This window comes from Serratia sp. GW822-FHT06D09 (assembly GCF_058799515.1).
Genome location: NZ_JBXALO010000007.1, coordinates 78,880 through 103,704 on the forward strand (window position 1 = coordinate 78,880; position 24,825 = coordinate 103,704).

21 protein-coding genes are annotated in these 24,825 nt (G+C 57.5%); 14 read left to right on the forward strand and 7 right to left on the reverse strand.

The window, feature by feature from the left end; all coding sequences use genetic code 11:
* The first annotated feature begins 247 nt into the window (after positions 1 to 247).
* The gene (gene glyQ, locus AC1RKG_RS17290) at positions 248 to 1,162 is read left to right on the forward strand and encodes a glycine--tRNA ligase subunit alpha (protein ID WP_020824663.1); all 915 of its coding nucleotides are present in this window, start codon (positions 248 to 250) and stop codon (positions 1,160 to 1,162) included.
* A gap of 9 nt (positions 1,163 to 1,171) precedes the next feature.
* Positions 1,172 to 3,241, forward strand: coding sequence for a glycine--tRNA ligase subunit beta (glyS, locus tag AC1RKG_RS17295; RefSeq protein WP_020824664.1), 2,070 nt, complete (start codon positions 1,172 to 1,174; stop codon positions 3,239 to 3,241).
* A 38-nt stretch (positions 3,242 to 3,279) separates the two neighbouring features.
* Here glyS and AC1RKG_RS17300 read toward each other — a convergent pair whose 3' ends face one another.
* Positions 3,280 to 4,245, reverse strand: coding sequence for a Fic family protein (locus tag AC1RKG_RS17300; RefSeq protein ID WP_238387489.1), 966 nt, complete (start codon positions 4,243 to 4,245; stop codon positions 3,280 to 3,282).
* 277 nt (positions 4,246 to 4,522) lie between these two features.
* On the opposite strand from AC1RKG_RS17300, the gene AC1RKG_RS17305 reads away from it, so the two are divergent.
* From AC1RKG_RS17305 to AC1RKG_RS17320, 4 genes are all read left to right on the forward strand, one after another.
* Positions 4,523 to 5,242: a DUF3053 domain-containing protein gene (locus AC1RKG_RS17305; protein ID WP_122080507.1), complete on the forward strand. Its 720-nt coding sequence runs from the start codon at positions 4,523 to 4,525 to the stop codon at positions 5,240 to 5,242.
* Between the two features lie 533 nt (positions 5,243 to 5,775).
* Positions 5,776 to 7,695 (forward strand): PTS mannitol transporter subunit IICBA, encoded by a 1,920-nt coding sequence (locus AC1RKG_RS17310; RefSeq protein WP_201895875.1) that lies wholly within the window; start codon positions 5,776 to 5,778, stop codon positions 7,693 to 7,695.
* A gap of 58 nt (positions 7,696 to 7,753) precedes the next feature.
* The gene (locus AC1RKG_RS17315) at positions 7,754 to 8,908 is read left to right on the forward strand and encodes a mannitol-1-phosphate 5-dehydrogenase (RefSeq protein ID WP_493183520.1); all 1,155 of its coding nucleotides are present in this window, start codon (positions 7,754 to 7,756) and stop codon (positions 8,906 to 8,908) included.
* Between the two features lie 173 nt (positions 8,909 to 9,081).
* On the forward strand, positions 9,082 to 9,633 hold the full coding sequence (locus tag AC1RKG_RS17320) for an MltR family transcriptional regulator (protein WP_020824669.1): 552 nt from the start codon (positions 9,082 to 9,084) through the stop codon (positions 9,631 to 9,633).
* Here AC1RKG_RS17320 and AC1RKG_RS17325 read toward each other — a convergent pair.
* On the reverse strand, positions 9,630 to 10,238 hold the full coding sequence (locus AC1RKG_RS17325) for a LysE family translocator (RefSeq protein WP_122080509.1): 609 nt from the start codon (positions 10,236 to 10,238) through the stop codon (positions 9,630 to 9,632). The genes AC1RKG_RS17320 and AC1RKG_RS17325 overlap by 4 nt on opposite strands.
* A 140-nt stretch (positions 10,239 to 10,378) precedes the next feature.
* Here AC1RKG_RS17325 and AC1RKG_RS17330 point away from each other — a divergent pair, with 140 nt between their 5' ends.
* Both AC1RKG_RS17330 and AC1RKG_RS17335 read left to right on the forward strand, forming a co-directional pair.
* Positions 10,379 to 11,845 carry an aminotransferase-like domain-containing protein gene (locus AC1RKG_RS17330; RefSeq protein ID WP_020824671.1) on the forward strand — a complete coding sequence of 489 codons (1,467 nt, stop codon included), beginning with the start codon at positions 10,379 to 10,381 and terminating at the stop codon, positions 11,843 to 11,845.
* Between the two features lie 71 nt (positions 11,846 to 11,916).
* On the forward strand, positions 11,917 to 12,279 hold the full coding sequence (locus tag AC1RKG_RS17335; RefSeq protein WP_020824672.1) for a YibL family ribosome-associated protein: 363 nt from the start codon (positions 11,917 to 11,919) through the stop codon (positions 12,277 to 12,279).
* Positions 12,280 to 12,311: 32 nt separating this feature from the next.
* On the opposite strand, the gene AC1RKG_RS17340 is transcribed toward AC1RKG_RS17335, so the two are convergent.
* The 5 genes from AC1RKG_RS17340 to fdhD form a co-directional block, all read right to left on the reverse strand.
* On the reverse strand, positions 12,312 to 13,091 hold the full coding sequence (locus tag AC1RKG_RS17340) for a methyltransferase domain-containing protein (protein ID WP_020824673.1): 780 nt from the start codon (positions 13,089 to 13,091) through the stop codon (positions 12,312 to 12,314).
* Between the two features lie 113 nt (positions 13,092 to 13,204).
* Positions 13,205 to 13,876 (reverse strand): 6-hydroxyaminopurine reductase, encoded by a 672-nt coding sequence (gene yiiM / locus AC1RKG_RS17345; protein ID WP_259220029.1) that lies wholly within the window; start codon positions 13,874 to 13,876, stop codon positions 13,205 to 13,207.
* Between the two features lie 91 nt (positions 13,877 to 13,967).
* Entirely contained in the window at positions 13,968 to 15,896 is a 1,929-nt protein-coding gene (locus AC1RKG_RS17350) for a methyl-accepting chemotaxis protein (protein ID WP_122080513.1), read from the reverse strand.
* 124 nt (positions 15,897 to 16,020) lie between these two features.
* Positions 16,021 to 16,641, reverse strand: coding sequence for a superoxide dismutase [Mn] (gene sodA, locus AC1RKG_RS17355; RefSeq protein WP_041414081.1), 621 nt, complete (start codon positions 16,639 to 16,641; stop codon positions 16,021 to 16,023).
* A 110-nt stretch (positions 16,642 to 16,751) separates the two neighbouring features.
* On the reverse strand, positions 16,752 to 17,597 hold the full coding sequence (gene fdhD, locus AC1RKG_RS17360; RefSeq protein WP_046374813.1) for a formate dehydrogenase accessory sulfurtransferase FdhD: 846 nt from the start codon (positions 17,595 to 17,597) through the stop codon (positions 16,752 to 16,754).
* A gap of 145 nt (positions 17,598 to 17,742) precedes the next feature.
* On the opposite strand from fdhD, the gene fdnG reads away from it, so the two are divergent.
* The 6 genes from fdnG to AC1RKG_RS17390 all read left to right on the forward strand — a co-directional run bounded on the left by fdnG (position 17,743) and on the right by AC1RKG_RS17390 (position 24,778).
* Positions 17,743 to 20,790 (forward strand): formate dehydrogenase-N subunit alpha, encoded by a 3,048-nt coding sequence (fdnG, locus tag AC1RKG_RS17365; RefSeq protein ID WP_104410929.1) that lies wholly within the window; start codon positions 17,743 to 17,745, stop codon positions 20,788 to 20,790.
* A 12-nt stretch (positions 20,791 to 20,802) separates the two neighbouring features.
* Positions 20,803 to 21,702, forward strand: a complete 900-nt coding sequence (gene fdxH, locus AC1RKG_RS17370; RefSeq protein WP_020824680.1) for a formate dehydrogenase subunit beta — start codon at positions 20,803 to 20,805, stop codon at positions 21,700 to 21,702.
* A complete protein-coding gene (fdoI, locus tag AC1RKG_RS17375) occupies positions 21,699 to 22,334 on the forward strand; it encodes a formate dehydrogenase cytochrome b556 subunit (RefSeq protein WP_013810963.1) in 636 nt (211 codons plus the stop codon). The genes fdxH and fdoI overlap by 4 nt, the downstream gene beginning before the upstream one ends.
* The gene (gene fdhE, locus AC1RKG_RS17380) at positions 22,334 to 23,263 is read left to right on the forward strand and encodes a formate dehydrogenase accessory protein FdhE (RefSeq protein WP_020824681.1); all 930 of its coding nucleotides are present in this window, start codon (positions 22,334 to 22,336) and stop codon (positions 23,261 to 23,263) included. The genes fdoI and fdhE overlap by 1 nt, the downstream gene beginning before the upstream one ends.
* Positions 23,264 to 23,491: 228 nt before the next feature.
* Positions 23,492 to 24,139: a DcrB/PsbP domain-containing protein gene (locus AC1RKG_RS17385; RefSeq protein WP_020824682.1), complete on the forward strand. Its 648-nt coding sequence runs from the start codon at positions 23,492 to 23,494 to the stop codon at positions 24,137 to 24,139.
* A 33-nt stretch (positions 24,140 to 24,172) separates the two neighbouring features.
* Complete coding sequence (locus AC1RKG_RS17390) at positions 24,173 to 24,778, forward strand: glutathione S-transferase (protein ID WP_116691495.1); 606 nt, start codon at positions 24,173 to 24,175, stop codon at positions 24,776 to 24,778.
* The last annotated feature ends 47 nt before the right edge of the window (positions 24,779 to 24,825 follow it).

A 24,825-nucleotide genomic window follows, 5' to 3' on the forward strand; every position in this document is an offset into this window, starting at 1 on the left:
AAAGGGGGATATCAGGACGCTAGCAAGGTTGGTGCCAGCCTGAGTGACGCCTTCTGGCCGGGGAATTGGGGGGATTATGACGCTTAAACGGCGCTACAGAGGGGCATTTGCCCCGTTTTAGTGCGCGAAAAGACCGCGCTTCTTTGATGATTCACACTTGTTGCGGGATTCTGGCTGTATATCTTACGGTCAACGGGTATACTGGCCCATCCCATTTAAATCCACTTGTATCGCGTGCGAATTCAACATGCAAAAGTTTGATACCAAGACCTTTCAGGGCCTGATCCTGACACTGCAGGACTATTGGGCGCGCCAAGGCTGCACCATCGTTCAACCACTGGACATGGAAGTCGGCGCGGGAACCTCTCACCCGATGACGTGCCTGCGCGCGCTGGGGCCGGAGCCAATGGCTACCGCCTACGTGCAGCCGTCCCGCCGTCCGACTGACGGCCGCTACGGTGAAAACCCGAACCGTTTGCAACACTACTATCAGTTCCAGGTGGTGATTAAGCCATCGCCGGACAACATTCAGGAACTGTACCTGGGCTCGCTGAAAGAGCTGGGTCTGGATCCGACCATTCACGACATCCGCTTCGTGGAAGATAACTGGGAAAACCCGACGCTTGGCGCCTGGGGCTTGGGCTGGGAAGTTTGGCTCAACGGCATGGAAGTGACGCAGTTCACTTACTTCCAGCAGGTTGGCGGCCTGGAGTGCAAACCGGTCACCGGCGAGATCACCTACGGTCTGGAACGTCTGGCGATGTATATCCAGGGCGTGGACAGCGTATACGATCTGGTGTGGAGCAACGGCCCGCTGGGTGTGACCACCTATGGCGACGTGTTCCACCAGAACGAAGTGGAGCAGTCCACTTATAACTTCGAATACGCCGACGTGGACTTCCTGTTCTCCTGCTTTGAGCAGTACGAGAAAGAAGCCCAATCGCTGCTGGCGCTGGAGAAACCGCTGCCGCTGCCGGCTTACGAACGTATTCTGAAGGCCGGCCACACCTTCAACCTGCTGGATGCGCGCAAGGCGATCTCGGTGACCGAGCGTCAGCGTTATATTCTGCGTATCCGCACGCTGACCAAAGCCGTTGCCGAGGCCTACTATGCTTCCCGCGAAGCGCTGGGCTTCCCAATGTGCAAAAAGAACGAGAACTAAGAGGCAGCCATGACTCAACAGACTTTCCTGGTGGAAATCGGCACGGAAGAGCTGCCGCCGAAGGCTCTTCGTTCACTGGCAGAATCCTTTGCCGCGAATTTTACCGCCGAGCTCGACAGTGCCAATCTCGAACATGGCGAAGTGAGCTGGTTTGCCGCACCGCGCCGTCTGGCGCTGAAAGTGGCCGACTTGCGCGCTGCGCAGGCCGATCGCGAAGTCGAAAAGCGCGGCCCGGCCATTGCCCAGGCGTTTGACGCCGAAGGCAAGCCAAGCAAAGCGGCCGAAGGTTGGGCACGCGGTTGTGGCATCACCGTCGATCAGGCCGAACGCCTGGTGACCGATAAAGGTGAATGGCTGCTGTATCGCGCCCATGTTAAAGGCCAGCCTGCGCAAGCGCTGCTGGCGGGCATGGTCAGCAATTCGTTGGCCAAGCTGCCGATCCCGAAACTGATGCGTTGGGGTAATTCTGACGTGCAGTTCGTGCGTCCGGTACACACCGTGACCCTGTTGCTCGGTGAAGAACTGATCCCGGGCACCGTGTTGGGCATCGATTCTGGCCGCACTATTCGCGGTCACCGCTTTATGGGTGAAGCCGAACTCACCCTCGACAACGCTGACCAATATCCGCAGATCCTGCTGGAACGCGGTAAAGTGGTGGCCGATTATGAAACCCGCAAGGCGCTGATCAAGCGCGATGCGGAGCTGGCTGCGCAGCAGCTTGGCGGCAAGGCCGATCTGAGCGAAAGCCTGTTGGAAGAAGTGGCCTCGCTGGTGGAATGGCCGGTGGTGCTGACGGCTAAATTCGAAGAGAAATTCCTGGCGGTGCCGGCGGAAGCGCTGGTCTACACCATGAAGGGCGATCAGAAGTATTTCCCAGTGTATGACGCCGCGGGCAACCTGATGCCGAACTTTATCTTCGTGGCCAATATCGAATCCAAAGATCCGCAGCAAATCATCTCCGGTAACGAGAAGGTGGTGCGCCCGCGTCTGGCCGATGCCGAGTTCTTCTTCAATACCGACCGTAAAAAACGCCTGGAAGACAATCTGCCGCGTCTGGAAACCGTGCTGTTCCAACAGCAACTGGGAACCTTGCGCGACAAGACCGATCGCATCCAGGCGCTGGCGGGCTGGGTTGCCGGCCAAATTGGTGCCGACGTTAACCACGCCACCCGCGCGGGCCTGCTGTCGAAGTGCGATCTGATGACCAATATGGTCTTCGAATTCACCGACACTCAGGGCGTGATGGGCATGCACTATGCGCGTCATGACGGCGAAGCGGAAGACGTTGCCGTTGCGCTGAACGAGCAGTATCAGCCGCGTTTTGCCGGCGATGCGCTGCCGGAATCGCTGGTGGCCTGTTCGCTGGCGATCGCCGACAAGATGGACACCCTGGCCGGTATCTTCGGCATTGGGCAACATCCGAAAGGTGATAAAGACCCGTTCGCACTGCGCCGTGCCGCGCTGGGCGTGCTGCGCATCATCGTTGAGAAAAACCTGCCGCTGGATCTGCAGACCCTGACCGAAGAGGCCGTGCGCCTGTACGGCAGCAAGCTGACCAACGCCAAGGTCGTCGACGAAGTTGTCGAATTCATGCTGGGCCGTTTCCGCGCCTGGTATCAGGAAGAAGGTCACGCCGTCGACACCATTCAAGCGGTGCTGGCACGTCGTCCGACCAAGCCTGCGGACTTCGACGCACGCGTCAAGGCGGTCACTCACTTCCGTACGCTGGAAGCGGCTACGACGCTGGCGGCGGCCAACAAGCGCGTCTCCAACATCCTGGCCAAATCTACCGATACGCTGAACGATCGCGTTCACGCTTCGGTGTTGAAAGAGGCGGCTGAGATCCAACTGGCGACCCACCTGGTGGTGCTGCGCGATAAGCTGGAGCCTTTCTTTGCTGAAGGCCGCTACCAGGATGCGCTGGTGGAATTGGCGGAGCTGCGTGAGCCGGTCGATGCGTTCTTCGACAACGTGATGGTGATGGCTGATGACGAGGCGGTGCGTGTAAACCGTCTGACGTTGCTGAGCAAGCTGCGTGAGCTGTTCCTGCAGGTCGCGGATATCTCCGTACTGCAATAAGCGGTTCTGTCGTGAAAAGGCGCCTTAGGGCGCCTTTTTTATTGCCGTCGGTGCAGCGAAACACCTTGAGCGGTTAGTCGGTATTTTTGCAGGCGACTGTTGGGTTTTTCGGGCAGGGTCATTTCAATTAGCCGCGCGTTTAGCGCAGGACGTAAATAACGCTCACTGAAAGATTTTCGATCCTGCAGTTGCAGCGCATGCTGAATTTCCTCGCGTGACATCTCGCCTTTAAGTATCGCCAATAGTTCGGCGACTTGGGGGGTGACTTGGGGGGTGACTTGGGGGGTAAGGCTATGTTCTAGCGCTCGCAAGATCATGCCCAGCATAAATTCGACAAAGGGAGCGCAGTCACTCTGTTGGTTACTGGTGTTCAGCGCCTGGTAATAACCGGACTGATTGTCATGTACCAGGCTTTCAACCGGCACGTTGGCAAACAAGGGCTCCCAACGTGACAGGATCAGCGTTTGCCACAGTCTGCCCATTCGTCCGTTACCATCGGCGAAAGGGTGGATAAACTCAAATTCGTAATGAAATACACAGCTTGCGATCAGCGGCGGTAGGTCGGTCTCTTTTAACCAGAGCAGCAGTTGCCGAATTAACGGGCAAACCCTTTCCGCAGGTGGCGCCATATGAATGACGGTTTTACCGTTCATCACCCCGACACCGCCATGGCGGTAATGTCCGGCATCTGGCAATAGGCCAGCCATTAGCAGCCGGTGTGCAGCGAGTAAATCCTCCTCCTGCATGGGACGCCAGTTGTTCAAGTTTCCATAGCAACGAATAGCATTGAGCGCCTCCTGAATATCGCGAGGTGGCGCAATGATACGTTTACCTTCGATGATGGCGGTGATCTGCTCTTCACTTAAAGTATTGCCTTCGATAGCCAAAGAGCCCTGAATGGTACGGATGCGGTTGATGCGGCGTAGCCGTAAGGCATGTTCTTGCTCAGCCTGCATTTTTAAACGCGCAAGCCGATCGCCAACATCGGTTACCAGATGCAGCATGCGTGAGCTGATGGTCAACGGTGGCTGATAGGATGACATGCGCAGCTTGGCCAGGTGATAAATGATACAAAAGTGTATCATGCCCCTGAGTCGGTACAGTAGCCCCTTGCCAGCGCGTATAGCGTCTTGCATGTTGGCCTTTCGCCCAAGAATAACCACCAAAAGGTGAATCGCGTATCGGATCGCATTCAGTTGATCTATTCTTATAGGCGCAAGGAGTGCAGCAAAAGGGACGGAGTCCGATGAAAAAGCAGGTTTATAACAGGAGTTATGTCACATGGCGGTAGGGATCAAGAGCAGAGTTTTCGCGCGTTGGTTGGCCCCGGTATTGGCATTGTTGGTGGTCATGCAATTGACTGCCTGCGGCGATAAAGAGCCGGAACAACGCAAGGCGTTTATTGATTACATCCAGAATACGGTGATGCGCAGCGGCGCGAAAATCCCGACGCTGAGCGAAGATCAGAAACAGAAGTTCGGCAACTATGCCGGTGATTACGCCATCCTGGTCGGTTTTTCTCAGCAACTGTCCAAATCACTGGATGCCAGCCTGACGCCGGCGTTGGATCAGATTAACCAGATCCGCACCGCACAGGACTACATGAGCAAGCGCGATACGCTGCAACAGTCCGTTGGGGCGCTGAACCTGCTGGGGCAGCAAATCCAGTCAGCCAAGTCGCAGGCGGATACTGCCCGGACAGCGCTGAAGCAACCTGACGATCTGAAAGCCGTGTACAACCAGGCGTACGACAAGATTGTTACCGGGCCGGCCAATGCGCTGATGCCGGTGATTCCGACCACGGCCAGCTTCGTTCAGGATCTGGTTCAGGTGGGTGATTTCCTGCGTGCCCAGGGCAATCAGGTGGCCTTTAATAATAACGGCGTGCAGTTCCGTACTTCCCAGCAGGCAACGCAGTACAACACCATGATGTCGAATCTGGTGGCCAAGCAGCAGGATTTACTTAACGCACAGAAAATCGTCTCCAGCGTTAATCAGTAATCTCCAAACGCAGAAGCCGGCAGTCCGGCTTCTGCCATTCCCTTCTGACTTTCCAACGGCTTGCTCACTTCTTGCACCACGCATCTGTACTACACTTCAATTAATCATCTATTTCCGACATGTAGTTTTCTTTCATTCATCGCACCGCTATTTCCCGACGGGATGAATGCTCACAGGGAAGACCTTCTTCAAGCCAGGATTCGGTAGCCACTGAAAAATAGATTGTGATCACCATCACAATTTAAAAACAAACGTGCATCAATTAAATGTGACTCAAATCACATTTAATTGGGTTTTAGGCGAATTTTGTTCTCGTTGTGGCTTTTTTAAACTGAGTAACTGTGATCATGATCACTATAAGTGCCCCAATAATGGGGGTGTTAGTGTGATGTTTGTCACAAAAATTCCGTGAAGTTCGCACGGTAAAAACTGCGTGATAGAGTCCATTTCGCATACAGCAACAACACGGCTGGATCGTAACAACAATAATCACGCGCTCTTATTGTCAGCGCGTAACAATAGGGGTGTGTTTTATGTTTTCACCAGACATCAAAGTCAAAGTTCAAAACTTTGGCCGCTTCTTAAGCAACATGGTGATGCCTAACATTGGCGCCTTTATCGCCTGGGGTATCATCACCGCATTATTCATTCCTACCGGTTGGCTGCCGAACGAAACCTTAGCCAAACTGGTTGGCCCAATGATCACTTACCTGCTGCCGCTGCTGATCGGTTTTACCGGTGGCCGTCTGGTGGGAGGCGATCGCGGTGGGGTGGTGGGTGCTATCACCACCATGGGCGTGATTGTCGGGGCAGATATGCCGATGTTCCTCGGCGCCATGATTGCCGGTCCGCTGGGCGGCTGGGCCATCAAGCATTTTGACCGCTGGGTAGACGGCAAAATCAAAAGCGGCTTTGAGATGTTGGTGAACAACTTCTCCGCCGGCATTATCGGTATGCTGCTGGCTATTCTGGCATTTATGGCCATTGGCCCGCTGGTTGAAGGGTTGTCACATATCCTGGCGACCGGCGTGAACATCATGGTGACCAACAACCTGCTGCCGCTGGCGTCAATCTTCGTGGAGCCGGCGAAAATCCTGTTCCTGAACAACGCCATCAACCACGGTATCTTCTCGCCGTTGGGCATTCAGCAGGCGACCGAAACCGGTAAATCCATCTTCTTCCTGATTGAAGCCAACCCAGGCCCGGGTATGGGCGTACTGATGGCCTACATGTTCTTTGGCCGCGGCAGTGCCAAGCAGTCTGCCGGCGGTGCCGCGATCATCCACTTCTTCGGTGGCATCCACGAAATTTACTTCCCGTACGTGCTGATGAATCCACGCCTGCTGCTGGCGGTGATCCTGGGCGGTATGACCGGCGTGTTCACACTGACCCTGCTGAACGGCGGTCTGGTGTCTCCGGCTTCTCCGGGTTCGATTCTGGCGGTATTGGCGATGACCCCTAAGGGCGCTTACTTCGCCAACCTGGCGGCGATCGCCGCAGCGTTCGTGGTGTCCTTTGTGGTTGCCGGGTTCCTGCTGAAAACTTCGAAAGCGAAAGAAGAGGATGACCTGGAAGAGGCCACTCGTCGCGTACAGGCGATGAAATCCCAGTCTAAAGGCGGTGCTGCGGCTCATGCAGCGGTGGATGGTGACCTGACCACGGTGCGTAAAATCATCGTTGCCTGCGATGCGGGCATGGGTTCCAGCGCCATGGGGGCCGGGGTACTGCGCAAAAAAGTGGCGGACGCCGGGCTGAAAAATATCTCCGTGACCAACAGTGCCATCAACAACCTGCCGGATGATGTGGATCTGGTGATCACTCACCGTGACCTGACTGAGCGCGCGATGCGTCATGCGCCGCAGGCACAGCACATCTCGCTGACCAATTTCCTCGACAGCAAGCTGTACAACGATCTGACCGAGCGCCTGGTGGCGGCCAATAAAACCACCGATAACCAGCAGAAAGTCATCAGCACGCTGGACGACAGCTTTGAGGCCACCGAGCAAAACCTGTTCAAACTGAGCGAAAGCAACGTGTTCCTTAACCTGCAGGCCAGCGACAAGGAGCAGGCGATTCGCTTCGCCGGCGAGCAGTTGGTCAAAGGCGGTTACGTTGAGCCGGAATACGTCGCGGCGATGCTGGAGCGTGAAAAACTCACCTCAACCTACCTGGGTGAGTCAATCGCCGTGCCGCACGGCACCATCGAAGCCAAGGACCGGGTGTTGCGCACCGGCGTGGTGTTCTGCCAGTACCCGCAAGGCGTGCGCTTTGGCGATGAAGAGGACGAGGTGGCACGACTGGTTATCGGTATCGCCGCACGCAACAACGAACATATCCAGGTGATCACCAGCCTGACCAATGCCCTGGACGACGACGGCGTCATCGAGCGGCTGGCGAATACCACCAGCGTACAGGAAGTGCTGGACCTGCTTAGCGGCAAAAAAGCCGGATAACAGAATCATTTTAAGGGGTGCAGCTTGCTGCACCCTTCGACATTAGAAAGGTAGGAATATGAAAGCATTACATTTCGGTGCGGGAAATATTGGGCGTGGTTTTATCGGCAAACTGCTGTCGGACGCGCAGGCCGAACTGACTTTTGCCGATGTTAACCAGACGGTGTTGGATCTGTTGAACAGCCGTAAAAGCTACCAGGTTCACGTGGTCGGCGAACAGGAGCGGGTCGAGCCGGTCAACAACGTCAGCGCAGTGAACAGTGGCAGTGAAGAGGCGGTAGCGCTGATCGCCGAAGCGGATATCGTGACGACCGCCGTGGGCCCGCAGATCCTGGGTAAAATTGCCGGTACTATTGCCAAAGGGCTGATCAAGCGTCATCAACAGGGCAACAACCAACCGCTGAACATCATTGCCTGCGAAAACATGGTGCGCGGCACCAGCCAGTTAAAACAACATGTGTTCGATGCATTGCCGCAGGACGAGCAGGCGTGGGTCGAGCAGCATGTTGGTTTCGTCGACTCGGCGGTTGACCGCATTGTGCCGCCGGCGGAAGCGGGCAGCAGCGATCCGCTGGAAGTGACGGTGGAAACCTTCAGCGAGTGGATTGTCGACCAGACCCAGTTCAAGGGCCAGCCACCGGCGATCGCCGGCATGGAGCTGACCGATAACCTGATGGCGTTTGTCGAACGCAAACTGTTCACGCTCAATACCGGTCATGCCATCACCGCTTATCTTGGCCAGCAGGCCGGTCTGCAGACCATTCGCGATGCCATTCTGGACCCGGCGATCCGCCGCGTGGTGAAAGGGGCGATGGAAGAGAGCGGAGCGGTATTGATCAAACGTTATGGCTTTGACGCCGCCAAGCATGCCGCTTATATCGACAAAATCCTCAGTCGCTTTGAGAACCCGTATCTGCACGACGACGTTGAGCGTGTGGGGCGCCAACCGCTGCGCAAGCTGAGCGCGGGCGATCGTCTGATCAAACCCCTGTTGGGCACTTTGGAATACGGCCTGCCGCACGCGAACCTGATTCAGGGCATCGCCGCCGCCATGAGCTACCGCAGCGAGCAGGATCCGCAGGCCAAAGAGCTGGTGGAACTGCTGACTGAACTGGGGCCAAAAGCGGCGCTGGCGCAAATTTCCGGGCTGCCGGCGGAAAGCGAGGTTGTAGAACAGGCCATTGCTGTGTATAACGCCATGCAGCGCCAATAGGCTATTTTACTTGCCATTTTACGGTTGGGCAGTGCTCGAATTCCTCACGTACTACGTGTACGCTCCGGATTCTGCGCGCTGTCCGCCCGCAAACTGGCTGCGACAATAACGCCTATGGTATTAAATTAGTGGCCGATACAGCATACCCCTCCCACGCCATTCGAAAAGCGACGATGGAAGAAGCACAGGCATTTGAAAATAAGGTTCTGGAAAGGCTGAACGCAGGCAAGACGGTGCGCAGTTTCCTGATAGCGGCGGTAGAGCTGCTGGCGGAAGCGCTCAACGTACTGGTGGTGCAGGTGTTTCGCAAGGACGATTATGCGGTGAAGTATGCCGTCGAACCGCTATTGTCCGGTGCCGGTCCGCTGGGGGAGTTGTCGGTGCGCCTGAAGCTGATGTACGGGCTGGGAGTGATCTCCCGCCACGAATACGAAGATGCCGAGTTGCTGATGGCGATGCGCGAAGAGTTGAATCACGACGGCACAGAATACCGCTTTGTCGATGATGAAATCCTCGGGCCGTTCGGCGAGTTGCACTGCGTGACCGCGTTGCCGCCGGTGCCGACTTTCCTGCAGCCCGGCGAAGCGGAAGAGTCGCTGATCGCCATGCAGCGCCAGCGCTATCAACAGGTGTTGCGTTCCACTATGGTGCTTTCCGTCACCGATCTGATAGCCGGTATCGGCGCCAAACAACCGTCCCGGCTCTCTCCTCTCGGCCGCAGTTAGGCAAAGGCCGCGCGCCACTCGTCGAACAGCAGCCACAGTGCCGTGGCTGCCATCAATCCCGCCATCACGCCGTTAAACAACCGCAGTTTCCAGGTCACTCGCAGCGCATCACGCAGGCGATCGCCCAATATCGCCCAGACCAAGACGCAGGGAATGTTCAGCGCGGTAAAGGCGGCGATAATCATCAACGTATGACCGAGGCTGGCGCCTTCCCGCGGGGTGAACAGAATGGCGACGTTAATGGCCATTAGCCAGGCTTTGGGATTGACCGCCTGGAACAACGCCCCGTTGATTAAGCGCATTGGCTGCGCCTGCTGTTTGCCGTCCGGCGATGCCGCTTTGAACAGCTTCCAGGATAGCCACAGCAGATAGGTACAACCGATCACCGCCAGCGGAAAACGGATCATACCGGCCCAGCTCAAAATCAACGCCAGCAGGGTGGTGGTCAGGGCCAGCTGCACTGCGCAGCCGACGCTGATGCCAAAAACCATCGGCAGAGTGCGGCGCAGGCCAAAATTGACGCCGGATGACGCCAGCAGCAGGTTGTTGGGGCCTGGGGTGATCGACATGACGGTGACATAACTGATAAAGGCGGAGTCCAGCATAATGGGTTCCTCACAGGGCTGGGGGAGCAAGGGAACCAGCATAAAACCTGCCGATGGATGGTGACAGAACCAAAAACCAGTTATTGTTATGGATACAGTTATACCAATATTAAACTGTACCCATTGCCTGGAGACAAACTGTGACCCTGCTCGATGAAATGCCGGAAACGCGCTACCAACAGCTGGCGGATACGCTGGCGGAAGCCATTCGCCGCGGTACGCTGCTGCCCGGCAGTCGTTTACCCTCGGTACGTCGCTGCGCGCAAACCCACAGCGTCAGCATCAATACCGTGGTCGCGGCTTACCGCACGCTGGAAGATCGCGGATTGATAGAGGCGCGGCCACAGTCGGGGTTTTATGTGTGCAACACTCTGCCGGCGTTGAAGGCCGCTTTGCCGACCAGCAGCCGAATAGAGCCACCGGCGGACGATGTGCTGGCCTTGATCGACACCGTGTTTGCCGCCCAGCAGAACCCGGCATTCACCAACCTTTCGCTGGCCTGCCCGCAGACCTCGGATTTTTACCCCGGCGGGAAATTGGGGCGGATGCTTTCATCGCAGCTGCGTCGCCAGCCGAACCTGATCGGTCAGTACGCGCTGCCGCCCGGTAGCCTGCGGCTGCGTCAGCAGATCACGCGTCGCTCGATGACGCTGGGTATGCTGCTGGAACCGGGCGATATCACGCTGACGCACGGCTGCATGGAGGCATTGCAACTGGCGCTGCGGGTAACCACCAAACCGGGCGACTGTATCGGGCTGGAATCGCCGACCTATTTTTACCTGCTGCCGCTGCTGGCCAGTCTGGGGCTGAAAGCGCTGGAAATCCCCACCGATCCGCAACACGGGCTGTCATTGGACGCGCTGGAACTGTTGCTGAACGAGAAACGACTGAACGCGGTGATCGCCATGCCGACGGTGCAAAATCCGTTGGGTTGTACCATGCCGCTGGCGGCGAAAAAACGCCTGGCTCGGCTGATGAACGATCATCAGGTGCCGCTAATTGAGGACGGGTTGTACGCGGAGATCCAGTTCGGTGGCGCACTCTCCCCGGCGGTGAAATCATTCGACCGCGACGGTTGGGTGCTGTTTTGCTCCAGCTTTACCAAGACGCTGGCGCCGGATTTTCGCATCGGTTGGATCAGCGGCGGACGTTTCAACGATGCGTTGCGCAAGCTGAAGGCGGTGTCGTCAATGTCCGAGTCACAGTTGCTGTCGGAAACTCTGGCGATGTTCCTGGAAACCGGTGGCTACGATCACCATCTGCGCAACCTGCGCAAGCGCTATGCCGCCCAGGTGGATGAGGCGCGAGGGTTGATTGCGCGTCACTTTCCACGCGGTACGCGAGCCACGCAACCGGCGGGGGGATTTGTGTTCTGGGTGGAATTTCCGGACGGGGTCGACAGCGTAGCGCTGTTCCACCAGCTGTTGGAGGAGCAGATCTGCCTGACGCCTGGCACGCTGTATTCTCCCAGCGGCCGCTATCGTAATGCGTTGCGGCTCTCCTGTTGTTATCCGTTTAATGCACGCTACAGCCAGGCGCTGGCACGCGTGGGGGCTAAAGCCTGCGAGATGAGTGGCTTGCCGCCGGGCATTGCGCAAGACGGGTAACGACGCGCGCATTTTGCTACAATGTGGGCATCATTGATTAGCGTGCCGACAGGCACAACAGGCCAGAAACCATGAAAGAGATAGAAAAGGCAGAGATTAAGCGCCTTAGCGACCTGCTGGACGCACTGAACCACAAAGACACCCTGGTGATCCAACAGGGCAATCCCGATCTGATTGCCCAGCACACCAAAGAAAAAGAGAAGCTGGCGGCAGAAATCGAGCGCCTGAAAGGCGTACGTGTTGAAAAGCTGAGCGCAGAAGCGCAAAAGCTGAGCCAACTGCCGTTCAGCCGTGAAATCACCAAGAAAGAACAGGCGGATATGGGCTCGTTGAAGAAAAACGTGCGCGGCCTGATCGTGGTGCACCCAATGACCGCTCTGGGCCGTGAAATGGGCCTGAAAGTGGTCACCGGCTACGCCAGAAAAGCTTTCTGATCGCCAGGGGCGCCGTCGATGGCGCCCCGTTTTCATAGCTTGGTGGTGAAATACGCCTTGGTCTGATAGGGCACGGTCAGGTTTTCTTTGCCCTGCAATTCCTCTTCTTCTGCCACCAGTTGGCGGATCTCATCGATCACTTCTTCCTGCTGCTGGGGCGGCAAGGCAGCGATAAAGCTGGTGGAACGCACCCGGTTATAAATCACATCTTCTGCCGCACCCTGGTGGGCGAGCATAAATACCTGCTCCTGCAGCGCATCCAGCCCTTTGAACGGGAAAAGTTTACGCCATTCTCCGGTGTAAAAACGCGGGGCGTCGCCTTCGTGACGGTCGACAATCTGGTTCAGCTTACGCACCCAACTTACGCGCGCATCGCGCATATTCCATACCAGGCCAAGCTTGCCGCCGGGTTTGAGAATGCGCTTTATCTCGGCCAACGCCTGCGGCGTGGCGAACCAGTGGAAGGACTGTGCGCAGACCACGGCGTCCACTGATTCATCCGGCAGCGGGATCGACTCCGCGGTGCCCGCCAATGTTTTCACCTGCGGCAGCGCAATCGACAGCTTTTCCAACATCTGCGCCACCGGTTCAACGGCGATCACCTGAGCGCCGGTTTCCAGCAGGCGGGGCGTGAATTTGCCGGTGCCGGCCCCGAGATCGATCACCGTCATACCGGCATGCAGGCCGAGGGTGTCGCGCAGCCAAGCGGCAACTTCCGGTGGGTAATCCGGTCGCCCTTTAACGTAGCGATCGGAATTGGCCTGATAGCCAGCGGCTGCGGCATGGTGGATCGAATGAGATGGGGAGGTCATAACTTTGCTCCTGCCTGAGAGAGGTTGCCGGTTGGGTTGCATCACAGTATAGGTCGGTAAAAAGGCTTAACGCAGTATTCTGCGCCACGTTTTTCCTTCCCGGCTGCTGTTTCTCAGCGGCCCAGCAAGCGGCGATTAAAGTCTTCAATACGGTGTTCACTGATACGCGTCAGCATGGTTTTACTCCAGCTGGCGGACAACCCGGCCACCGCCAGCAAGCGGCGATATTGCTCTTCATCAAACGGCATATGCCAGGCGATGCCAATCGCCTCGGCGACCGAGATATCGCTACTGCGTGTTACCAGTTCCAACGGGCGTTCGCCGCTGACTTTACCGGCGGAGATCACGCGGTACAGCCAGCCGCAGCGGCCGCTTTGTTGCATCAGCACCGAGATGTCGTCGATATCAAAATGGTAGTTGAGCTTGAAGCAGGGAGAGCGCGGTTGGGTGACCTGAATCAGCGCGTCGCCCCAACGGAAGATGTCGCCCATAAACACGTTGTGTTCGGTCAGCCCCAGAGTTGAAAGGTTTTCGCCAAAGGCCGGCGCGCTGAACTGTTCCGCCTGCGTCGGGAACTGTTCGCGCCAGTGTTGGTAATGTTCTCGGGGATAGTGGCACAGCGCGCGGTCCGGCCCGCCGTGATAGCTTTTCTCCGCCTGCTCATCGCCTTCCAGGCCGAGGGACGTCAGCTTGATGGCACCGTCCACCAGGCGCTTGGCGATACCGCTCGGCCGCCCGCCCTCGTAGGGTTGAACGGTACCGATATAAACCTCAGGATGATGCATATGCGCCTCCATGTCTCGCTTCGAAGGTTCAGCATAGCCTGAGTTAGCCGGGGGGAACAATAACCGCCCGAAAGGTTCGGGCGGGTAAACGTTAGAAGGTGGTCCAGTTATCTTCCGCTTCGGCGCTGGCTGCGGGCTTTTTCATCGCCGGTGCCTTGACCACCGTCCCTTTCACGGCGGCCGGTGCAGAAAGTTCCGCCAGACGGAATACCGAGACGCTTTGCAGTAGCATTTCCGCCTGTTCTTCCAGCGAGTCGGCTGCGGCGGCAGACTCTTCCACCAACGCGGCGTTCTGCTGAGTGGTGTGATCCATTTCCACAATCGCCTGGCCAATTTGGGCAATACCGCGGGTCTGCTCGTCGGAGGCGGCGGCGATCTCTGCCATGATGTCGCGCACATGGGTGACCGACAGGACGATCTGCTCCATGGTATTGCCGGTGTTTTCCACCAAAGTGGTGCCGGTCTGTACCCGGCTGACCGACTCGGTAATCAACCCTTCGATCTCCTTTGCCGCCTGGGCGCTGCGCTGCGCCAGGTTGCGTACTTCGCTGGCCACCACCGAGAAGCCTCGGCCCTGTTCACCGGCACGCGCTGCTTCCACTGCCGCGTTGAGCGCCAAGATATTAGTCTGGAAGGCAATACCGTTGATCAGGGTGGTAATTTCGGCGATTCGCTGCGAACTGCTGGAAATGTCGCGCATGGTGCTGACGACGCTTTCCACCAGTTTGCCCCCCTGCTGGGCGGTTTGTGAGGCGTCCGTGGCCAGCTGATTGGCGTGATGGGCGTTTTCGGCGTTCTGTTTCACCGTGGCGGTGAGCTGTTCCATGCTGGCGGCGGTTTCTTCCACCGCGGCGGCCTGTTGCTCGGTACGGGAGGACAAATCGGTATTGCCTGCGGCAATCTCCGCAGCGGCGGTGGACACCTGGCTGACGCCCATCTGGATTTTCTCAATCATGTCGCGCAGGTTCTGGCTCATCGCCGCCACGGCATTCAGCAATTGCCCCAGTTCATCGCGACGGGTGCTGGTCTGCGCCTGCCGCAGATCGCCACTGGCAATGCGTTCCGCCAGCGCCAGCGTACTTTGCAGCGGTCGGGTGATTTGCAGCGTGATGCGCCAGGCGATCAGCAGCCCGGCAATGATGGCAACCAGCGTGGTGATGCCCATTTGCAGCTGCGCGGCGTTGATATCGTTATGGGTTTGCGTCAGTTCGTCCTGCATAAAGGCGTTGACCAGCGTACCGACTTCCTGCGCGCTGTTGCCCAACTGCTGGCTGATGTTTTGCTCCTGTTGATAAGCCGGCAGGTAGGCCTGGATACGGTTCTTGTAATCATCAAGCGCGGTCAGCAGCGGTTGCAGCAGAGGACGCTGAGCGTCGTTGAGCCGCCGGCTGAGCGCGTTGGCCGCGCTACGGGCATCATCTATCGCCGCGACCAGTGGGGCTTCGGACTCGCTGCTCAGGCTCAACAGCAGGCCGCGCGCGCCGTAGCGCACCAGGGTCAGTTTTTGGTTCAACTGAATGAAGGCCAGCTGCAGGTCGCCATTGGTAAGCTGACGCTCTACCTGATTCAGGCTGTCTTGCACTTCCGACATGTTCCAGCTTTGGCGCACGGCATCCTTTGCCGCTACCGCCTTCTCGAAAGCGTTTTGCTGCTGCTGGTAGTGGCCGATCAACTCCATCAAACGCTGCAGGTCTTTGCGGCTTTGGGGATCCCAGTCCAGGTCCTGACCCTGGTTAATCATCTTCACCGCATTCTCGATGCTGGTGCGGTTATTTTTCAGGTATTCAGGCTTATAGGTTTGGCCGAACAGCGCGCGGTTGTATTTGGCTTGATTGATCTCGTCATTCAGCTTGTTACTGAAGTCGATGCGATCGGCGCGGGACTCGATGGTATGCAGATACTGTGCGCCGGTTCCGGCGATAATGGCCGTCAGTAACAGCATCAGGCCAAAACCGAGACCGAGCTTTTTACCCACGGTGAGATGAACGAACTTTCCTGCCAGTGTTTGCAATGCCGCCATAATGATTTTCCTTTCCGGGCGAACGTCAATTGAACAAATCATCGGCAAAGGGCGGTTAAACTTTAGCGGATTTTAGGCAAAAAAATGCCCGCATTACGCGGGCATCTTCAGTACCGGGGGCGAATTACTTCTTCGCAGCGAAGCGTGCTGCCGCTTCATCCCAGTTAACCACGTTCCAGAATGCCTTGATGTAATCTGGACGTTTGTTTTGATATTTCAGGTAGTAAGCGTGTTCCCACACGTCCAGGCCCACGATTGGGAAACCTGAAGCGCCGGCAACGGCTTCGCCCATCAGCGGGCTGTCTTGGTTAGCGGTAGATACCACGGCCAGTTTGTCGCCTTTCAGCACCAGCCAGGCCCAACCAGAACCGAAGCGGGTCGCTGCGGCTTTCTCGAACTCTTCCTGGAATTTCTCTACGCTGCCGAAATCACGCTCGATAGCGGCTTTCAGGGAGCCACCCAGCGTGGTGCCGGTTTTCAGGCCTTTCCAGAACAGGCTGTGGTTAGCGTGGCCGCCGGCGTTGTTACGCATGAAGGTGCGCTTGTCAGCAGGCACTTTATCCAGATCCTGGATCAGTTCTTCAACGCTGTATTGCGCCAGCTCTGGGTAGGCTTCCAGTACGGTGTTGGCGTTGTTAACGTAGGTCTGGTGATGTTTGGTGTGATGGATTTCCATCGTCTGCTTGTCGAAATGCGGTTCCAGTGCGTCGTAGGCGTACGGCAGGGATGGCAGTGAATAACTCATAATCATCATCTCCAGTGGTGTATGGGCGGCGCAATGTTGTGAGCACCGCGTAAGCAGTCGGATCATTATAGTTATTTAAATGATATTGAAAATGATTATCAATGCCCTACTTACAGTGTGGGTTTAATCTGATCAACCAGGCGCTGCGGGTGGGTAAACACCGTGGCGCGGCCGGGTTTGCTGAAGCCGACCAGCGTCAGATTACTGCGCTCGGCGATTTCCACGGCCAGCGAGGTTGCCGCAGACACCACGAACAAAATCTCCACGCCACACATCGCGGCCTTCTGCACCATTTCATAACTGGCACGGCTGGAGGTTAATACCGCTCCCTGAGACCAGCCCTGTTTGGCGCGTACGCCGAGCAGCTTGTCCAGGGCGACATGACGGCCCACGTCTTCGCATCCGCCAAGTACTTCACCCTGTGGGGATAACCAGGCGGCGGCATGGGTGCAACCGGTCAGTTGCCCAACTTCCTGTACTTCTCGCAGCTGTTTCAATGCGGAGTCGAGATTATCCAGGGAAAAAGTTTGGGTGAACGGCAGTGCAGGCAGCGGACGGAAAATGTCTGCCAGCTGTTCAATACCGCATACGCCGCAGCCGGTGCGGCCTGCCATGGCGCGACGGCGCTCCTTCAAACCGGCAAACCGACGGCTGGAGAGCTCTATTTGCACCTCCAGTCCGTTACAGGTTTGGTTAATCTCTATACTGTAGATATCGCGTGGCGATTCGATGATGCCTTCCGACAGGGAAAAGCCCAGGGCGAACGCCTCAAGATCTTTGGGCGTGCACATCATCACCACGTGAGAGATGCCGTTATAGACCAGCGCGACCGGAACCTCTTCCGCCAGCCAATCCGGCTGTGCGGTGGCGAGTTGCCCGCGTTGATAAACCTGAGCTTGGGTCACCCCTGTGAGCGAGGTCTCATTTATGTGTTGGTCTGAGTTTATATTGTTCACTTAACTGGCACCTGTTTGTAACAACCACATACACGCTGTGGTAATATTGCCACCGCAAAAACAACAGTAATTTTAGCGCTTCCCGCTTCGAGGGGGAAAGCGCCATTTGAAACAATGTGACAATCGAGAGTGAAAGGAGACCCCCATGCAGGTCAGCAGAAGGCAGTTCTTTAAGATCTGCGCTGGCGGTATGGCAGGAACGACGGTAGCTGCGCTGGGCTTTGCCCCGGAAGTGGCGTTGGCGGAAACCCGGCAGTACAAACTGCTGCGCGCGCGCGAAACCCGTAATACCTGTACGTATTGTTCCGTCGGCTGTGGGCTGTTGATGTACAGCCTTGGTGATGGCGCCAAAAACGCCAAAGAAAGCATTTTCCACATTGAAGGGGATCCGGATCACCCGGTCAACCGCGGTGCGCTTTGCCCGAAAGGCGCCGGCCTGGTCGACTTCATCCACAGCGAAAGTCGCCTCAAGTACCCGGAATACCGGGCGCCAGGTTCGGACAAATGGCAACGCATCAGCTGGGACGACGCCTTCACCCGCATCGCCAAGCTGATGAAAGAAGACCGTGACGCCAATTTCATCAAAACCAACGAACAGGGCGTTACCGTCAACCGTTGGCTGAGCACCGGCATGCTGTGCGCCTCTGCCGCCAGCAACGAAACCGGTTATTTGTCGCAAAAATTTAGTCGCGCTCTCGGCATGCTTGCCGTAGACAACCAGGCGCGTGTCTGACACGGACCAACGGTAGCAAGTCTTGCTCCAACATTTGGTCGCGGTGCGATGACCAACCACTGGGTTGATATCAAGAACGCGAATCTGATTATCGTCATGGGCGGTAATGCGGCGGAAGCGCATCCGGTGGGGTTCCGCTGGGCGATGGAAGCCAAAATTCACAATAAAGCCAAGCTGATCGTTATCGATCCGCGCTTTACCCGTACTGCATCGGTAGCGGATTTCTATACGCCAATCCGTTCCGGGACCGACATTGCTTTCCTGTCGGGCGTGTTGCTGTACCTGATGACCAACAACAAAATTAACCGCGAATACGTTGAGGCCTACACCAACGCCAGCCTGCTGGTGCGGGAAGACTTTGCCTTCGACGACGGCCTGTTCAGCGGCTATGACGCGGAAAACCGCAAATACGACAAAACCACCTGGAACTACCAGTTCGACGAGAACGGCTTCGCCAAGCGCGACGTCACGCTGCAAGATCCACGCTGCGTATGGAACCTGCTCAAGGAACACGTCAGTCGTTATACGCCAGAGGTGGTGACCAACATCTGCGGCACGCCGAAGGAAGACTTCCTCCAGGTGTGTGAATACATCGCCGAAACCTGCGTGGCGGATAAAACCGCATCGTTCCTGTACGCCCTGGGCTGGACTCAGCACTCGGTCGGCGCACAGAACATTCGTACCATGGCGATGATCCAACTGCTGCTCGGCAACATGGGCATGGCGGGCGGCGGTGTTAACGCGCTGCGCGGCCACTCCAATATTCAGGGCCTGACCGATCTGGGTCTGCTGTCGCAGAGCCTGCCGGGCTACATGACGTTGCCGTCGGATAAGCAACCGGATCTCGAGACTTACCTGAAAGCCAACACGCCGAAGGCGCTGCTGCCGGGCCAGGTGAACTACTGGGGCAACTACCCGAAATTCTTCGTCAGCCTGATGAAGAGCTTCTACGGTGACAAGGCGCAGAAGGACAACAGCTGGGGCTTTGACTGGTTGCCGAAGTGGGACAAAGGCTACGACGTGCTGCAGTACTTCGAAATGATGTCTCAAGGCAAGGTCAACGGCTACTTCTGCCAGGGCTTCAACCCGGTGGCGTCGTTCCCGAACAAGAACAAGGTCGTGGCTTCCCTGTCCAAACTGAAGTTCCTGGTGACCATCGATCCGCTTAACACCGAGACATCGAACTTCTGGCAGAACCACGGCGAGTTCAACGACGTCGATTCGTCGAAGATTCAGACCGAAGTGTTCCGCCTGCCGTCCACCTGCTTTGCCGAAGAAAACGGCTCGATCGTCAACTCCGGCCGCTGGCTGCAGTGGCACTGGAAGGGCGCCGATGCCCCTGGCGAAGCGCTGAACGACGGCGAAATCCTTGCGGGCATCTTCACCCGTCTGCGTGAGATGTACGCGCGTGACGGCGGTGCGGTGCCGGAACAGGTGTTGAACATGACCTGGGACTACCTGACGCCGGATAATCCTGCGGCCGAAGAAGTGGCGATGGAGAGCAACGGTAAGGCACTGGCGGACATTCTCGACGCCGACGGCAAAGTGTTGGCGAAAAAGGGTGAGCAGCTCAGCACCTTTGCTCACCTGCGCGACGACGGCACCACCGCCAGCGGTTGCTGGATCTTCGCCGGTAGCTGGACGCCGGCGGGCAACCAGATGGCGCGGCGCGATAACGCCGATCCGTCCGGCCTCGGCAATACGTTGGGTTGGGCCTGGGCATGGCCGCTTAACCGCCGCATCCTGTACAACCGTGCTTCGGCGGATCCGCAAGGCAAGCCTTGGGATCCAAAACGTCAGTTGCTGGAGTGGGACGGTGCCAAGTGGGGCGGGGTGGATATCCCGGACTACAGCGCCGCCGCACCCGGCAGTGACGTCGGGCCGTTCATCATGCAGCCGGAAGGCATGGGGCGCCTGTTCGCCACCGATAAAATGGCCGAAGGGCCGTTCCCGGAACACTACGAGCCGTTCGAAACGCCGCTCGGCACCAACCCGTTGCACCCGAACGTGGTGTCCAACCCGGCGGCGCGCGTGTTCAAGGACGACCTGGCAGCGATGGGCAAATCCGACAAATTCCCTTACGTCGGCACCACCTATCGTCTGACCGAGCACTTCCACTACTGGACCAAGCACGCGTTGCTCAATGCGATCGCGCAGCCGGAGCAGTTCGTGGAGATCGGCGAAAAACTGGCGGAGAAAAAGGGCATCCAGCATGGCGATACCGTGAAGGTCAGTTCCAACCGTGGCTACATCAAGGCCAAGGCGGTGGTGACCAAGCGTATCCGTACTCTGCAGGTGCACGGCCAAGAGGTCGACACTATCGGCATCCCGATCCACTGGGGTTACGAAGGGGTGGCCAAGAAAGGCTTTATCGCCAACACGCTGACGCCGTTTGTCGGCGACGCCAACACGCAAACGCCAGAGTTCAAGGCGTTCCTGGTTAACGTGGAAAAGGTGTAACGGAGACGAATTATGGCAATGCAATCTCAGGACATCATTCGTAAATCCGCCACCAATGGTTTCACGCCGGCGCCGCGCGCCCGTGACCACCAGGAAGAAGTGGCCAAGCTGATCGATGTCACCACCTGTATCGGCTGCAAAGCCTGTCAGGTGGCCTGTTCCGAATGGAACGACATTCGCGACGAAGTCGGGCACAACGTCGGGGTGTACGATAACCCCGCCGATCTGACCGCCAAGTCGTGGACGGTGATGCGCTTCTCCGAAGTGGAGGAAAACGGCAAGCTGGAGTGGCTGATCCGCAAGGACGGCTGCATGCATTGCGCCGACCCGGGCTGCCTGAAGGCCTGCCCATCGGAAGGTGCGATCATCCAGTACGCCAACGGTATCGTCGACTTCCAGTCTGAGCACTGTATCGGCTGCGGTTACTGCATCGCCGGGTGTCCGTTCGACGTGCCGCGCATGAACAAGGACGACAACCGGGTGTACAAATGTACCCTGTGCGTCGACCGCGTTGATGTTGGCCAGGAACCGGCCTGCGTGAAAACCTGCCCGACCGGCGCCATTCACTTCGGCACCAAGGAAGCGATGAAGCAGGTCGCCGCCGATCGCGTCAGCGAGCTGAACACCCGTGGCTATCAGAACGCCGGTCTGTACGATCCGGCGGGCGTGGGCGGCACGCACGTTATGTACGTGTTGCACCATGCGGACAAACCGCAGCTGTATCACGGTCTGCCGGATAACCCGAGCATCAGCCCGGCGGTCACGTTCTGGAAAGGCGTGTGGAAACCCCTGGCGGCCATCGGCTTTGCCGCCACCTTTGCAGCGAGCGTGTTCCACTACGTCGGCGTCGGACCAAACCGTGTCGAAGAGGAAGATAACGACGAGCTGCATGATGAGGAGACGCGCAAATGAAAAAGGAAAAGCGTATTCAGCGCTATAGCGCGCCGGAGCGGATTAACCACTGGATTGTGGCGTTCTGCTTTGTGTTCGCCGCCATCAGCGGGCTGGGGTTCTTTTTCCCCTCCTTCAACTGGTTGATGAACATTTTCGGTACGCCGCAGCTGGCGCGCATTCTGCACCCCTTTGTCGGCGTGATTATGTTTGCGGCTTTCTTGCTGATGTTCCTGCGTTATTGGAAGCATAATCTGATCAATCGCGAGGACATCGTCTGGGCCAAAAACATCCATAAAATCGCCATGAACGAGGAAGTGGGTGACACCGGGCGTTATAATTTCGGTCAGAAGTGCGTATTCTGGGCGGCAATCATTAGCCTGGTGTTGCTGTTGGCCAGCGGTGTGGTGATCTGGCGGCCTTACTTTGCGCCGTCGTTCCCGATACCGCTGATCCGCATTGCGCTGCTGGTGCATTCGCTGGCTGCGGTCGGTCTGATTATCGTGATTATGGTGCACATTTACGCCGCGCTGTGGGTAAAAGGTACCATTACCGCGATGGTGGAAGGCTGGGTGCCGGCGGCCTGGGCTAAAAAACATCACCCGCGCTGGTACCGAGAGGTCCGCGAGAAACAACAGGAAGACAAACCCTGATGAGCATCCGCATCGTTCCTAAAGAGCAGTTAGGGGCACAGCGCGAGAAGTCCACAACGGCGGAGACCATCCCGCCGTTACTTTTCGCTAATCTGAAAAGCCTGTACAGCCGCCGCGCTGAACGCCTGCGTAAGCTGGCGACCGACAACCCGCTGGGCGACTACCTGAATTTTGCTGCCCAACTGGCCGAAGCGCAGCACCATGCGTTGCACGACAACCCGCTGACGCTTGATCTTACCGAAGTCCTGCAGCAGGGTGCCGACAGTGGCAAGCCGCCGCTGGATCTGAGCGTTTTTCCGCGTAGCCAACACTGGCACCGGTTGCTGACATCGCTGATTGCCGAGCTGCGCCCGCAGGCGCCGGAGCACATTCTGGCGGTGCTGGATAACCTGGAAAAAGCCTCGGCGCACGAGCTGGAATTGTTGGCTGATGCGTTGCTTAACCAGGATTTCGCCAAGATCGGCAGCGAAAAAGCGCCGTTCATCTGGGCCGCGCTGTCGCTCTATTGGGCGCAGATGGCCAGCCTTATCCCCGGAAAGGCGCGCGCCGAATATGGCGAACACCGTCAATTCTGCCCGGTGTGCGGCAGCATCCCGGTTTCCAGCGTGGTGCATATCGGCACCGTCAGCGGCCTGCGCTATTTGCACTGCAACCTGTGCGAAAGCGAGTGGCACGTGGTGCGGATCAAATGTAGCAACTGTGAGCAGACCCGCGATCTCAACTATTGGTCGCTGGACACCGAGCTGGCATCGGTTAAAGCGGAGAGCTGCGGTGACTGCGGTACCTACCTGAAGATTTTGTATCAGGAGAAAGACCCGCAGGTCGAGGCCGTCGCTGATGATTTGGCCACGCTGGTGCTCGACGCCAAAATGGAAGACGAAGGCTTTGCCCGCAGCAGCATCAATCCATTCCTGTTCCCGGGGGAATGATGATCGGCTACCGGGCTGCGACATTTTAACCTTGGGCAGTGCTCGGCCTCCTCACGTACTGCGTGTACGCTCCGGGGCCTGCGCGCTGTCCGCACTCAAACTGTCCTTGCCCGCGACGCCTTTAAGGCCGTAAATACCATTAATTTCGGACGGGGATTCTGGCATTCGCCCGGGCGAGTTGCTACGTTTACGCAATGACGCGCGAAGCGAAAGGAAAAGGGACAGACGATGTTGAAGACCATTGCGAAATTCACTGCGGTTGCTGTTTTAGCGGCAGGGCTGGCAGCCTGTGACAACAAGGACGATACCAAGCCGGAGATACCGAAGCCGGATCCCAAACCGACCGTCACGCAGCCTGCACCGCCACCGCCGGCGGTCGAAACCCCGCCAGCGACGCCCCCGGGGCTGAAAGTCTCGATGCAAAAGGGCAAGATCACCTTTGAATTGCCGCCGGGCTTTAGCGATCAGACTGAGAACAGCGGCATCGTCAACGACAGCCAGTCCACCATTCAGCGCTTCCTCGACGGGAAATCACGCCAGAGCACCGTCTCTTCCGAAGTGATCCCGCCTGACGGCATGAAGCTCAACGGCAGCGATAAAATGCTCAAGGACCTGACGCAGAGCATGCTCACCGAACTGGCCGATCGCTATCAAAATATTCGGACCACCAAAGAGGAGAATTTCACCGTCGGCAAGCAGAAGTTCCATCGGCTGGATACCGAGCAGAGCGTCAGCGGGCAGAAGGTAGTGTCTACCATCATGTTGACGGTGTTCAACAAGCGGGTGGTGACGTTGCAAATGCTGTCGCCGGCCAAAACGCCGGAAGCGCACCAGGCGCTGGTCCAGAAGATTATCGACACGCTGGCGGTGCAATAACAACGTTGTGGTTTGCAAGCGAGGGGAAGACTGATGAAGCTTATTGGCAGTTACACCAGCCCTTTTGTCCGCAAGATTTCCGTGATGCTGCTGGAAAAGGGGATGGCGTTCGAATTCGTTAACGATCCGCCGTATGAACCGGGCAGCCGGGTGGTTGAGCTGAACCCCTTGGCCAAAGTGCCGGTGCTGGTGGCCGATGATGGCGCCGTATTTTACGACTCGCGGGTGATTGCCGAATACCTCGAAATGTTGTCCGTGGCCCCGGCGTTTTTGCCTGTCGAACGCGCCGCCGCGTTGCGCATACGCCAGGTGGAAGCCTTGGCCGATGGCGTGACGGAAGCTGCCGCCACGCTGTTTCGCGAGAGCAAACGGGCGTCGGAAAAACAGGACGAAAACTGGATCTTGCGCCAGCGAGACAAGCTGACGCACGGACTGGATGCGCTGGAAAAACTGGCGCAGGAAAAAACGTTGCTCAATGCCGAAGCGCTGACGCTGGCGGATATTGCTACCGGTTGTGCGCTGGGCTACCTGAATTTCCGCCGCATCATGCCCAACTGGTGCGTCGAGCGACCGGCGCTGATCAAACTGGCCGAGCGGCTGTTTGCCCGTGAAAGCTTTGCCCGCACCTTGCCCCCCTGATTTCCCTCACCCCGCTGCGGCGGGGTTTTACTTGATGCGAGACCTCT